The sequence below is a fragment of the Lentzea sp. NPDC042327 genome (assembly GCF_040647275.1).
Lineage (GTDB): Bacteria > Actinomycetota > Actinomycetes > Mycobacteriales > Pseudonocardiaceae > Lentzea.
The window spans coordinates 207043-220079 of sequence record NZ_JBEZBX010000003.1; the positions used below are offsets into that span (position 1 = coordinate 207043).

The 13037-nt window shown below is 73.0% G+C and carries 11 protein-coding genes and 1 pseudogene; 5 read left to right on the plus strand and 7 right to left on the minus strand.

Annotated features, from left to right (window positions below):
• Window positions 1–6: 6 nt before the first annotated feature.
• Entirely contained in the window at window positions 7–2601 is a 2595-nt protein-coding gene (locus tag AB0A63_RS08795; RefSeq protein WP_360387198.1) for an FAD-binding and (Fe-S)-binding domain-containing protein, read from the minus strand.
• Window positions 2602–2721: 120 nt separating this feature from the next.
• Here AB0A63_RS08795 and AB0A63_RS08800 point away from each other — a divergent pair, with 120 nt between their 5' ends.
• The 3 genes from AB0A63_RS08800 to AB0A63_RS08810 are packed head-to-tail and all read left to right on the plus strand — an operon-like array spanning window position 2722 to window position 5315.
• Window positions 2722–3426 (plus strand): beta-ketoacyl-ACP reductase, encoded by a 705-nt coding sequence (locus AB0A63_RS08800; protein WP_360387201.1) that lies wholly within the window; start codon window positions 2722–2724, stop codon window positions 3424–3426.
• A 40-nt stretch (window positions 3427–3466) separates the two neighbouring features.
• Window positions 3467–4234 carry an enoyl-ACP reductase FabI gene (fabI, locus tag AB0A63_RS08805; protein WP_360387204.1) on the plus strand — a complete coding sequence of 256 codons (768 nt, stop codon included), beginning with the start codon at window positions 3467–3469 and terminating at the stop codon, window positions 4232–4234.
• 52 nt (window positions 4235–4286) lie between these two features.
• The gene (locus AB0A63_RS08810; RefSeq protein WP_360387207.1) at window positions 4287–5315 is read left to right on the plus strand and encodes a ferrochelatase; all 1029 of its coding nucleotides are present in this window, start codon (window positions 4287–4289) and stop codon (window positions 5313–5315) included.
• 45 nt (window positions 5316–5360) lie between these two features.
• Here the strand turns inward: AB0A63_RS08810 and AB0A63_RS08815 are convergent, their stop codons facing one another.
• The 4 genes from AB0A63_RS08815 to AB0A63_RS08830 are packed head-to-tail and all read right to left on the minus strand — an operon-like array spanning window position 5361 to window position 8160.
• Entirely contained in the window at window positions 5361–5723 is a 363-nt protein-coding gene (locus tag AB0A63_RS08815) for a hypothetical protein (protein WP_360387210.1), read from the minus strand.
• Window positions 5724–5740: 17 nt separating this feature from the next.
• On the minus strand, window positions 5741–6760 hold the full coding sequence (locus tag AB0A63_RS08820) for a DJ-1/PfpI family protein (RefSeq protein ID WP_360387213.1): 1020 nt from the start codon (window positions 6758–6760) through the stop codon (window positions 5741–5743).
• A 52-nt stretch (window positions 6761–6812) separates the two neighbouring features.
• Window positions 6813–7610, minus strand: coding sequence for a hypothetical protein (locus AB0A63_RS08825; protein WP_360387216.1), 798 nt, complete (start codon window positions 7608–7610; stop codon window positions 6813–6815).
• Between the two features lie 58 nt (window positions 7611–7668).
• Entirely contained in the window at window positions 7669–8160 is a 492-nt protein-coding gene (locus AB0A63_RS08830; protein ID WP_360387219.1) for a YcxB family protein, read from the minus strand.
• Between the two features lie 320 nt (window positions 8161–8480).
• Here AB0A63_RS08830 and AB0A63_RS08835 point away from each other — a divergent pair, with 320 nt between their 5' ends.
• The gene (locus AB0A63_RS08835) at window positions 8481–9872 is read left to right on the plus strand and encodes a sigma 54-interacting transcriptional regulator (protein WP_360387222.1); all 1392 of its coding nucleotides are present in this window, start codon (window positions 8481–8483) and stop codon (window positions 9870–9872) included.
• Window positions 9869–11794 (plus strand): VWA domain-containing protein, encoded by a 1926-nt coding sequence (locus AB0A63_RS08840; RefSeq protein ID WP_360387225.1) that lies wholly within the window; start codon window positions 9869–9871, stop codon window positions 11792–11794. The genes AB0A63_RS08835 and AB0A63_RS08840 overlap by 4 nt, the downstream gene beginning before the upstream one ends.
• A gap of 419 nt (window positions 11795–12213) precedes the next feature.
• Here AB0A63_RS08840 and AB0A63_RS08845 read toward each other — a convergent pair whose 3' ends face one another.
• Window positions 12214–12750, minus strand: coding sequence for a DUF4240 domain-containing protein (locus tag AB0A63_RS08845; RefSeq protein WP_360387228.1), 537 nt, complete (start codon window positions 12748–12750; stop codon window positions 12214–12216).
• 87 nt (window positions 12751–12837) lie between these two features.
• Window positions 12838–13037, minus strand: a pseudogene (locus AB0A63_RS08850) (hypothetical protein); the annotation flags it as partial.

The following is a 13037-nucleotide window of genomic DNA, read 5'->3' on the forward strand; positions in this document are numbered from 1 at the left end:
TGCTTTTCAGTGACCGTGGAGACGCGCTCGGAGCCCCAGCCGGGTCGCGAGCGCGGTGGCGAGGTGGACCGGCTCGCGGTCGGTCGTGTGCCGGATCTGGGTGCGGCAGCTGAAGCCGTCCGCGAGCACCAGCGCGTCCTCGTTCGCGCGCAGCGCGGGCAGCAGGTCCTGTTCGGCGCAGGCGATCGACACGTCGTAGTGGCCCTGCTCGAAGCCGAAGTTGCCGGCCAGGCCGCAGCAGCCCTCCACGACCCGGGGTCGCAGCCCGGCCTTCTCCATCGCCGCGCGGTCCGGTCCGAAACCCAGCTCCGCGTACTGGTGGCAGTGGGTCTGCACGACCGCCTCGCGGTCGCCGGGCAGGTCGGGCAGCGCCGGTGCGACGTGCTCGGCGAACGTGCGGGTGGCGTCGGCGAGCGCGCGCACCTCCTCAGCGTCCGAGAGCTTCGGGGCTTCGGCCTTGAGGAACGCCGTGCAGCTCGGTTCCAGGCCGATCACCGGGACGCCGCGGCTCGTCCACGGGTGCAGCGCGCGTGCCGTGCGTTCGACGACCCTGCGGGCCTTCGGCAGCTGACCGGTCGAGTGCCAGGTCAGTCCACAGCAGACGGTCGAGGGCGGCAGCTCGACCCGGTTCCCCAGGTGCGCCAGCACGTTCGCGGCGTCGATGCCGATGTCCGGCTCGAAGAAGTTCGTGAACGTGTCGGGGAACAGCAGCACCGGCTCGCCCTCGCCGAACGGGCGCAGCCTGCGCAGCAGGGGAGTGGTGGGCGTGGGCAGCTCGCGCTCCGGGGTGAGGCCCGCGAACCGGCCGAACCGCGCCGTGAACCGGTTGACCAGCCCGTACCGCAGCCACGTCGGCAACCAGCCCATCGCGTAGTGCGACCGCGGGCGCGGGCGGCCCCTGTAGTGCTCGTGCAGGAACTCCGCCTTGTAGCTCGCCATGTCCACGTCGACCGGGCAGTCGCGCTTGCAGCCCTTGCAGCCCAGGCAGAGGTCCAGCGCCTCGGCCACCTCCGGCGACCGCCAGCCGCCCTTGACCACGTCACCGTTGAGCATCTCGAACAGCAGGTGCGCGCGGCCGCGCGTGGAGTGCTTCTCCTCCTTGGTGACGCGGTAGCTCGGGCACATCACGCCGCCCTTGGTGTTCAGGCACTTGCCCACGCCGACGCAGCGGCGGGTGTCGCTCGCGAACTCCGCGCGCGTCGGGATGCGCGGGGGAGCGACGAGGACGCGCAGGTCGTCGTCGAGCTTCAGCGGCTCCACGATCCGGCCGGGGTTGAGCAGGTTGCCGGGGTCGAAGGCGTGCTTGAACTCCCGGAACGCCCGGATCGCCGCCGGCGGGTACATGCGGGAGAGCAGCTCGGAGCGGGCCTGGCCGTCGCCGTGCTCGCCGGACAGGCTGCCGCCGTGGCTCACGACCAGGTCCGCGGCGTCCTGGAGGAACTCGCGGTAGCCGCGGGCCAGGTCGAAGTCGATGCGGACGTGGATGCAGCCCTCGCCGTAGTGGCCGTAGGTGGTGCCGCGCCGCCCGTACCCGGTCAGCAGCGCGTCGAGGTCGCGCAGGTAGGCGCCGAGGCGTTCCGGCGGGACGGCCGAGTCCTCCCAGCCCGACCAGGCCTCGCTGCCGTCGGCCATGCGGGTGGCGAGACCGGCGCCGTCCTCGCGGATGCGCCACAGCGCCCGCTGGTGCGCCGGGTCGTGGACGACCATCGAGCTCCTCGTGAGCGCGGCGACCCGTTCGGGGTGGTCCTCGACCTCGACGAACAGCCAGCTGCGGCCTTCCGGCAGGTCGGGGCGGGTGCGGACGCTGTTCACCAGCGCCTCGTTCAGGCCCTCGACCGCGAGCGCGTCCTCGATCTGCGTGACCTGGTCGGCGGCCTCGTAGGTGTCCGCGAAGCCGAGCACGACGAGGACCCGGCGCTCCGGGCGGCGCACCAGCTTCAGTTCCGCACCGAGCAGCACCACGCAGGTGCCCTCCGTGCCGACGAGCTGGCCGGTGAGCGTCGGCGCGTCCAGCGCGTACCCGCTGACCCGGCGGCTGAGCTGCGGGAACCACGCCGGGTCGTGCGACGGCAGCGCGAGCGCGGGCGGGTCCGTGGTGCGGAACCGGCGGCCGTCGACGGTCAGCACGTCGAGGTCCAGGACGTTCTCGCTGGTCTTGCCCCACTTCACCGAATGCGCGCCGCAGGCGTTGTTGCCGATCATCCCGCCGATCGTGCAGCGCGAGTGCGTGGACGGGTCGGGGCCGAACAGGTGGTCGCCGGCGCTCGCGTTGATCTTGTCGAGCACCGCGCCCGGCTGCGCGAACGCCCGGTCGCCGGAGATCTCGAAGGCGTTCAGGTAGCGGCTGAAGTCGATCACCAGGCCGGTACCGCAGGCGTTGCCCGCGACCGAGGTCCCCGCGCCGCGGCTGGTGATCGGGACGCGGTGCTCCGCGGCGATCCCGACGGCCGCGACCACGGCGTCCGTCGTCCGTGGACGGACCACCACCCGCGGCACGTGGCGGTAGTTCGACGCGTCGGCCGAGTACAGGGCGCGGCTCGCCGGGTCGTCGAGCACGTCGCCCTCGACGTGGCGGCGCAGTTGGTCGAGGAAGGCCCGCATCACCTGATCATGCCCCCGATCGGCCCCGCCGTGGTGTGAGGTTCAACCGCCGATGCCGGGCTACCTGCGGGTAGCCGATAACCTCAGCCGGTCAACCAGCGGCGATTGCAGGGAGAGCTAGTGAGTCGGTCCGTTCTGGTCACCGGGGGCAATCGCGGCATCGGCCTCGCCATCGCGCAGGCGTTCGCGGCGCAGGGCGACAAGGTCGCCGTCACGCACCGCGGCTCCGGCGCACCCGAGGGTCTGCTCGGCGTGAAGTGCGACGTGACCAACGCCGAGGAGATCGACGCGGCGTTCTCCGAGGTCGAGGCCGCCCACGGTCCGGTCGAGGTGCTCGTCTGCAACGCCGGCATCACCCAGGACACGCTGTTGCTGCGCATGAGCGAGGAGCAGTTCACCAGCGTCGTCGACGCCAACCTCACCGGCGCGTTCCGCTTCGCCCAGCGCGCCTCGCGCGGCATGCTGCGCAAGAAGTTCGGCCGCATCGTCTTCATCTCGTCGGTCGTGGGCCTCACCGGCGGCGCGGGCCAGGTCAACTACGCCGCGTCCAAGGCGGGCATGGTGGGCATGGCGCGCTCGATCGCGCTGGAGCTCGGTTCGCGCAACATCACCGCGAACGTCATCGCCCCCGGCTTCATCACCACCGACATGACCGCCGAGCTGCCCGAGGCGGTGCGCGAGGCGGCGCTCAAGCAGATCCCGGCCGGTCGCTACGGCGCCGTCGACGAGATCGCCCGCGCGGTGACGTTCCTCGCCGCGAACGAGTCCGGCTACATCAACGGTGCCGTGCTGCCGGTCGACGGCGGCCTCGGCATGGGCCACTGACGTTCTTCGTTCTCTTCTTTCTGCGAAAGGGTTGGATCAAGTGACCGGACTGCTCGAAGGCAAGCGACTGCTGATCACCGGTGTGATCACCGACGCGTCGATCGCCTTCCACGTCGCACGCGTCGCCCAGGAGCAGGGCGCCGAGGTCGTGCTGACCGGGTTCGGCCGGATGAGCCTCGTGCAGCGCATCGCCCAGCGCCTGCCCAAGCCCGCGCCCGTCGTGGAGCTGGACGTGCAGAACCAGGAGCACCTCGACACGCTGGCCGAGCGCGTCGGTGAGCACGTCGACGGCCTCGACGGCGTCGTGCACGCCATCGGGTTCGCCCCGCAGAGCTGCCTCGGCGCGCCGTTCATGGACGCGCCGTGGGAGGACGTCTCCGTCGCGATGCACGTTTCGGCGTACTCCTACAAGGCGCTGGTGCAGGCCGTGCGCCCGATGCTGTCGCACGGCTCGTCGGTCGTCGGCCTCGACTTCGACGCCCGCCAGGCGTGGCCCGCCTACAACTGGATGGGTGCGGCGAAGGCGGCGTTCGAGTCGATCAACCGCTACATGGCGCGCGACCTCGGCCCGGACGGCATCCGCGTGAACCTGATCTCCGCCGGCCCGGTCCGCACCATGGCCGCGAAGTCCATCCCGGGCTTCGGCGAGCTGGAGAAGATGTGGGGCGAGAAGGCGCCGCTGTCGTGGGACGTCGACGACCCGACGCCCGTCGCGAAGTCGGTCTGCGGCCTGCTGTCCGACTGGTTCCCGGCCACCACGGGCTCGATGGTGTTCGTCGACGGCGGCGTGCACTTCCTCGGCCTCTGACGTCACAGCTGCTCGTCGTGTGGGGGGTTCGGGCGTCTGATTGGATGGAGCGGTGAGTTTCGATGCGCTGCTCTGGCTTTCCTTCGGCGGACCGGAAGGTCCTGAGGACGTCCGTCCCTTCCTGGAGAACGTGGTGCGCGGACGTGGCGTGCCGCCGGAGCGGCTGGACGAGGTCGAGGCCCACTACCAGCACTTCGGCGGCGTGTCACCGATCAACCGCCTGAACCTCGACGCGATCGACGCCGTGCGCGCCACCGGTTTCGAGCTGCCGATCTACTTCGGCAACCGCAACTGGCACCCGATGGTCGAGGACACCGTCGCGCAGATGAAGGCCGACGGCGTCCAGCGTGCGCTGGTGTTCCCGACGAGCGCGTACGGCGGCTACTCCGCGTGCCGCCAGTACGACGAGGACATCGTGCGGGCACTGGCGGCCGTGCCGGACGGCCCCGAACTGGTGAAGCTGCGCCAGTTCTTCGACCACCCGCTCTTCATCTCCGCCTTCGCCGACGGCGTCCGCGCGGCCGCCGAGTCGCTGACCGGCCCGTACCGGCTCGTCTTCACCGCGCACTCGGTGCCGGTGTCCGCGGACAAGGCCGCCGGTCCGCCGTCCGAGGGCGGCTACCGCTACTCCCGCCAGGTCGTCGAGGCGTCCCGGCTGGTCGCGGCCGAGCTGGGCGTCACCGAGTACGACGTGGTGTGGCAGTCGCGGTCCGGCCCGCCGCAGATCCCGTGGCTGGAGCCCGACATCGTCGACCACATCGACGCGTTGCACGCCAAGGGCGTCACCGGCGTCGTGGTGTGCCCGATCGGGTTCGTGTCCGACCACCTCGAAGTGGTGTGGGACCTCGACACCGAGGCCCGTGACCGCGCCGCCGAGCTCGGCGTGGAGTTCGCCCGCGCGGCGACCCCGAACGCCGACCCTCGCTTCGCCGAGCTCGTCGTGGAGCTGGTGGCCGAGCACACCTCCGGTGCTCCCGTGCGCAAGCTGTCGTCGTTCACCTCAGCCGGCTGCACGGTGAACGGTGCCCCGTGCGCGCCGTTGTGCTGCGAGCCGGCAAAAAGGCCCGTCAAGGCCCAGTAGTGCCGGTCTCCGGCCGGCCCTCCTCGGACCGGCCGGAGACCCGGTTCAGTTGCGTGCGGTGCAGACGATCTCCGGGCGGTTGAACGCGCGCCCGCAGGCCCGCCACGGTCCGCCGTACTGCCCGACCGTGCCGGTGTTCACCGACGTGGCGCCGGACGGGATGGTCCGGTAGCCCGTCACCGTGTTGCGGGCGCTGTCCAGCCAGACCGGGTCACCCGTGGCCCCACCGGTGATCTGACCGTGCCAGCCGTTGTCGCACACCCACAGGTGGATCGTGCGACCGTGCACCGACACGGAGCTCACCGGTTTGCGGCACGGCGCCGCCGACGCCGGGACGCTCGCCACCGTCGTCCCCAGCAGGCTGATCAGCGCCATCCCGAGCACGGCCGCCGCTTTCCTGTCGAACATGGTGTTCCCCCTCGATCTCACGTGGTTCCGTGCCCAGGAGTCTGGGGAGAACCACGGTCGAGCGGGCCGGGCATGTCCGCGATCCTGCGAATCCTGTCCCCGGTCATCCCGTAGTGGTCGAGGAACGCCTGCCGCAGCACCTCCGCCGACCCGAACCCGCACCGGCGCGCGACCGCGGCCAGCGACAGGTCGCTGCCCCGCACCAGGTGGGCGGCGGCCTCAGTGCGGGCGGCCCGCACCGCGCGGGCGGGGGTGGTGCCGACGTGGGTGGCGAACAGCCTGGTGAGGTGCCGTGTGCTGATCTGGGCCCGTGCCGCGAGCGCGGCCGGGCTCAGGTCCTCGCCGGGGTGCGCGGCGATGTGTCCGAGCAGGTCGCGCACCAGCCGGTCGCCCGGCGGGGGCGCGGCGAGGAACATGCTGAGCTGAGCCTGGTCGGCCGGGCGCTGGAGGTAGGTCACCAGCTCGCGGGCGACCCGGCGGGCGACGGTGGGGCCGTTGTCGTCCTCGACCAGCGCGAGCGTCAGGTCCAGCGCGCTGGTGACCCCGGCGGAGGTGTAGACGTTGCCGTCCTGGACGTAGAGCGGTGCCAGGTCCACCGTGACCTGCGGGAAGTGCTCGACCAGGATGTCGCCGTACGCCCAGTGCGTGGTCACCTTCCTGCCGTCCAGCAGCCCGGCCGCGGCCAGCACGAACGCGCCGGTGCACACCGACGCGACCCGCCGGCTGTGCCGTGCGAGGCGCCGCACCTGCGTCAGCATCCCGTCGTCGGCCATCGCGTCGCGGGTCCCGTGCCCGCCGACGACCAGCATCGTGTCGATCCGCCCGGTCACCGAGGCCAGCCGCCGTGCGCCGGTCAGCGCGATCCCCGACGAGCTGCGCACGTCCCGCCCCGTCACCGTGGCCAGCTCGATCCGGTACGGCGGCGCGGCCCCGTGGCCGTTCGCGATCTCGAACGTGCCGCTCGGGCACGCCACGTCGAGGATCTGCGCGTCGTTGTACGCGATGATCACCACTCGCCGTGCCGCGTCCACCCGCATCGCCCCCGTCGCATCCTCGCACCGGTGGCGGGGGCAGGCACGGGGAACGGGGTCAGTGCCGCCCGGCGCCCGAGTCGGCCAGCACGCGCACCGCTTCGTCCACGGCAGCGCACCGCGCGCGCCGCACCGCTTCGGACACCGGCCGCAACGCCTCGGTCCGCGCGGTCATCGCCGACGCCGACACCGCGCCACCGGGTGAGTCCGAGCGGGCCACCGACACGATCGCGTCGACTTCGGCGGCCCGTTGCAGCACCCGCAACGAGCGCGGCGGCATCGCGTCCGGCCACGGCAGCGCGGAGTTCGCGGCGGACAGGTCCGCGATCTCCTCGCGCACGTTCGGCCGGTGCTTCGCGACGTCCAGCGCGGCCAGCGCCGCCGTCGCCTCGCGCAGCGCCGTGCCCAGCCCCTGCTCGGCCTCGCCGATCGGGATGTGCTCCAGGCCTGTCGAGGAGGGCAGGTCGAACACCGTCCAGCGCATCACGCCGTCCGCGACGATCTTCGGCACCAGCCCGACGTGCACGGACGGGATCACGAGCGCCTCACCGGAACGCAGCGCGCACATCGCGAGGGGCCCCTTGCCGCCCAGGCCGCGCACGTCACCGGGCACCGGCAGCACGAGCCGCGCCGAGGTCGCACCCGCGCGCCGCAGGGAGGCCAGCAGCAGGGCGGGGCCCACGGGAGCCTCGTCGGGACCGGGAAGGTCGAGCGCCGTGGCGGTGCCGTCGTCGTCGGCCACCACCTCGTGCTGCTCGGCCCACGTGTGCAGGGCGTCGAGGACGTCGTCGGCGGCGGCCAGACCGTGCAGCCATCCCGACGTCCACACGACCAGCGTGGCACTTGCACAGGACACGCGACGAGATTACGTGGCCCGGCGCCGTCCGCTGCAGCCGGTCTCGGATCGGGTTCGGCTAGTTCGCGGGTCCGATGTGCTGTTCGAGCAGGTCGCGGAACGACTGGGCGTCCTGCGTGGACGCGAACGCCCGGTGCGGCACCGACAGCGACGCCGACCCCTCGTCGAGCGTCTCCAGCACGAACCCCTGCCGCGTCTCGGTCCAGCCGGGCAGCTCCGCCCAGTCGAGCTCCTCGCGCACGGCGGTGCCCACGGCCATCCGGAACGACTGGTCGTCGGCGCTGCCCACCACGGTCCTGCTGATCATCTCGTCCGACGAGAACCGCCACCACACCGCGACCGGCTCCATGAACCCGATCACCAGCGCGCACACCAGGCCGAAGACCGCGGCCGGCACCAGCCCGTCGTAGAAGAACAGCAGGACCAGCGAGAAGCCGCCGAGCGCGACCGCGAACCACGGCGCCCACCGGAACATCGGCACCATCGTGCGCAGGCTCGCCCGCCAGTCGGCGGGGGACGGGGCCCACTTGAAATCGACACAGTTGCTCATAGCGCCCCGCATTCTCCTGCACGACGGCGCCGTGGACCCGGAGGATTCGGAAAACAGCGGAGTCGCGCGCAGGACCGTCCTGCGGGCCGTCGCGTTCGCCCAGGGCTTACCGCACCCCGGTCACGGGGCCGAGCTGGTGGTCCTGCCGAAGCCGGACGAGGGATGGGTGTTCAGCGCGGTTCCTTGTGCTCCAACGGAGCCCTGGCGCACGACCCGGCGCCGGCGCGCATCCCCCGCAACGCCGTGGAGGCGGCGGTGCGGCAGGGGGCTGGAGTCGCTCCACGTCGAAATTGTCGGTGGGGCTGCGTAGCGTCATCGGGGTGACCCAGAACCAGGCCCGCACGGCGGGCGAGCTGCGCGCCGCCGGGCACCGGCCGCGCGGCGTCAAGACCGAGATCCGCGAGAACCTGCTCGCCGCCCTGCGCGAGGGGCGCAACCCGTGGCCCGGCATCGTCGGGTTCGACCGCACGGTGCTCCCGCAGCTGGAGCGGGCGCTGCTCGCCGGGCACGACGTCGTCCTGCTCGGCGAGCGCGGCCAGGGCAAGACCCGCCTGCTGCGCACGATCGTGTCGCTGCTGGACGAGTGGACGCCCGTGATCGAGGGCTCCGAGCTGGGCGAGCACCCGCTCGACCCGATCACGCCGGAGTCGCGCCGCCGGGCCGCCGAGCTCGGTGACGACCTGCCGGTGGTGTGGCGGCACCGCGACGAGCGGTACGCGGAGAAGCTCGCCACGCCGGACACCTCGGTCGGCGACCTGGTCGGCGACGTCGACCCGGTGAAGGTGGCCGAGGGCCGGTCGCTCGGCGACCCGGAGACGATCTACTACGGCCTGCTGCCGCGCGCCCACCGCGGCATCATCGCCATCAACGAGCTGCCCGACCTGGCCGAACGCATCCAGGTCGCGCTGCTGAACGTCATGGAGGAGCGCGACATCCAGGTCCGCGGCTACACGCTGCGGCTGCCGCTGGACGTGCTGCTCGTGGCCACCGCGAACCCGGAGGACTACACCAACCGCGGCCGCATCATCACGCCGCTGAAGGACCGCTTCGGCGCCGAGGTGCGCACGCACTACCCGCTGGAGGTCGACGCCGAGGTCGACATGGTCCGCCAGGAGGCCGAGCTGGTCGCCGAGGTGGGAGACCACCTGCTGGAGATCATCGCCCGGTTCGTGCGGCACCTGCGCGAGTCGTCGTCGATCGACCAGCGCTCCGGCGTGTCGGCGCGGTTCGCCATCGCGGCGGCGGAGACCGTCGCGGCCTCCGCGCTGCGCCGGTCCGCGCTGATCGGCGAGACCCCGGCCATCGCCCGGCCGATCGACCTGGAGTCGGTGCCGGACGTGCTGCGCGGCAAGCTGGAGTTCGAGGCGGGGGAGGAGGGCCGGGAGGACGAGGTCCTGGTCCACCTGCTGCGCCGCTCGATCGCCGACACCGCGCGGGCCCGGCTGGCCGGGCTGAACCTGCGGACGCTGGCCGAGGCCGTGTCCGACGGGCACCCGGTGGCCACCGGCGACCGCGTGCACGCCGGCGACCTGCTGGCGGCGCTGCCCGAGCTGCCGGTGCTGCACGAGGTGGCCGCCCGGCTGGGCGCCGGCCCGAAGGACCCGCCCGGCCGCATCGCCTCGGCCGTGGAGCTGGCGCTCGAGTCGCTCTACCTGACGCGGCACCTGTCCAAGGACACGTCCTCCGACGACGACCGTTCGGTGTACGGATGAGGTACCGCTACGGACGCTGGGGCGGCGGCGCGGACCCGCTGGCGCCGCCCGTGGACCTGCGCGCGGCCGTGGACGAGCTCGGCCGCGAGATCATGGAGGGCGCCTCGCCCAACGCCGCCCTGCGCGAGCTGCTGCGGCGCGGCGTCGACGGCACCCACGGCCTGGACGACATGACGTCGCGGCTGTGGCAGCGGCGGTCGTCGATCCAGCGCCGGCACCGGCTGGACGGCACGCTGCAGGAGGTCCGGCGGCTGCTGGACGAGGCGCTGGAGGCGGAGCGGCGGGCGTTGTTCCCCGACCCGTCCGACGACGCCCGGTTCCGCGAGGCCCAGCTCGACGCGCTGCCGCAGGGCACCGCCGCGGCCGTGCAGGAGCTGTCGAACTACGACTGGCACTCCCAGGAGGCGCGCGAGGCGTTCGAGCAGATCCGCGACCTGCTCGGCCGCGAGCTGCTGGACCAGCGCTTCCGCGGCATGAAGGAGGCGCTGTCCAACGTCGACTCCGAGGACGTGCGCCGCATCCAGCGCATGTTGCGCGACCTGAACGAGCTGCTGACCGCGCACGCCGCGAGCTCACCGGACACGCCGCGGCTGTTCGACGAGTTCATGCGCAAGCACGGCGACTTCTTCCCGGAGAACCCGCGCACCGTCGACGAGCTGGTCGACGCGCTGGCCGCCCGGTCCGCCGCCGCGCAGCGCATGATGAACTCGATGACCGACGAGCAGCGCGCCGAGCTGTCCGCGTTGTCCCAGCAGGCCTTCGGCGGCATCGGCTCGCAGCTGTCCACCCTGGACTCGCTGCTGCAACGCCTGCGCCCCGGTGAGGACTGGACGTCCTCCGCCCGGTTCCGCGGCCAGGACCCGCTCGGCCTCGGCGAGGGCGCGCAGGCGATGGCGGACCTGGCCGAGCTGGACGCGCTGGCCGAGCAGCTGGCCCAGTCCTACCCCGGCGCCCGCCTGGAGGACATCGACCTGGAGGCGCTGGAACGCCAGCTGGGCCCCGAGGCCTCCGTCGACGCCCGCCGGCTCGCCGAGCTGGAGAAGGCCCTGCGTCAGCAGAACATCCTCGAACGCGCCCCGGACGGCTCCCTGCGGCTCACCCCGAAGGCGCTGCGCCGCCTCGGCGAGACCGCCCTGCGCGGCGTCGTCGACCAGTTGCGCTCCTCCCAGGGCTCCCGCGAGACGGTGTCCGCCGGCGCCGCGGGCGAGCTGATCGGCTCGACCCGCCCGTGGCAGTTCGGCGACACCGAACCGTGGGACGTGCCGCGCACGCTGCGCAACTCCGTGCTGCGCTCCGGCTCCATGAAGCTGGACGTGGTGGACCTGGAGGTCGCTGAGACCGAGCACCGCTCCCGTGCCGCGGTCGCGTTGTGCGTGGACACGTCCTGGTCGATGGTGCAGGACGGCCGCTGGGTGCCGATGAAGCGCACGGCACTGGCCCTGCACCACCTGATCCAGACCCGCTTCCGCACGGACGCCCTGCAACTGGTCACGTTCGGCCGCTACGCGGAGGCCGTCGACATCGGCCAGCTCACGGCGCTGGAAGGCGTGTGGGAACAGGGCACCAACCTGCACCACGCCCTGCTGCTCGCGGGCCGCCACGTCCGCTGCCACCCCGACGCCCAGCCGGTGGTCCTGGTGGTGACCGACGGCGAACCCACCGCCCACCTCGAACCCGAGGGCGACGCGGAGTTCAACTACCCGCCCCTGCCCCGCACCCTCACGAAAACCCTGAACGAGGTCGACTCCCTGGCCCGCCTGGGCGCCACGATCTCGGTCTTCAAACTGGGCGACGACCCCCGCCTGGCCGCCTTCGTGGACATCGTGGCCCGCCGCGGCGGCGGCCGCGTGGTGTCCGCCGACGAGGACGGCCTGGGCGCCGCGGTGGTCAGCGACTACCTGACCTCCCGCCGCCGCCGCTGAACGGTCCGCCGTCGAGGCCGCACACGACCGCGTGCGGCATCGGCGGCAGGACGCAGTCCACCTGAGCCTCGGCGGCGCTGCTGCGCCCGCCAAGACCGACGGCGTGCGGCACGCTGCGGCGGGCTGCTCGAAGCCGTGGTACGCGGCGGGCCGCCGAGCCGGGTGGTGCCGTGGTGGGCCGGGTTGGTGCCGTGGCGGGCCGTCGAAGCCGAACCAGTCGCGCTTCGTGGACCGCCCAGCCGGGGTGTTGAGGCCAGCCGACCGGGTCCGAGTTTGACCGTCCCGGCAAGCCAGCCGCCATGCCCGCGCGGGCCGAGCCCGCGCGCGCCGAGCCTGCGCGCGCCGAGGTCGTGCACCTCGTGGTGTCCGCGCGGGCGCCTGATCGTCGGCGCTGCACCCCGCAGCGAGCTCAGCAGTCGTCAGTAGCCGTAGAGGGCCGCCAGGCGGGGCAGGCGGCGGGCGATCTCGGCCTCGTCGTCGAAGTCGAACGACCAGTCCGGGTCGAGCTCCGGGTAGCGGATCGTGAACGCGTCCTGCGGCAGGCGCATGCCGGTGGCGGTGAGGTGGGCGTCCCAGGCGATGCTCAGGGCGCCCTCGCACTCGAACTCGTCGCCCGACCCGGCGGCCGTGACCACGGCGGGCAGGTCGGCCAGGGTCTCCGGGGAGGTGGCGGCGGCGTGGTAGACGTCCTCGCCCTGGGTGAGCAGCCAGCCGCGGAAGTAGTCGAAGCCGTCGTCGGAGCAGCCGCCGTTGATCACGTAGGCCGCGGCCCACAGGGGGTTCCGGTACGACAAGGCCATCACGTCCCACAGCGCCTGCTGCGCCGACACGATCTCGGCGGGCGGGAGTGCGGCCAGGCGGGTCTTGGCGGCGGCGACCACGGCGCAGCAGTCGGACGGGTCGGGCACGTCGGCGCGGGCGTCGGCGATCAGCTGCCAGAAGGTCTTGAGGTCCACGTCGCTGAGCTTGGCAGAGGGGTCTGACAATTTCGGACGGCCGCAGGGCAGCTGCCGGGTTGCCGCTGCGCTGCCGACTGGGCACCGCTAGGCGGCCGCTGGCCAGCCGAGCGGGCCAGCCGAGCGGGCCAGCCGAGCGGGCCAGCCGAGCGGGCCAGCCGAGCGGGCCAGCCGAGCGGGCCAGCGGAGCGGCCCCGCCTCGACCGGCCCCGCCTCGACCGGCCCCGCCTCGACCGGCCCCGCCTCGACCGGCCCCGCCTCGACCGGCCCCGCCTCGACCGGCCACG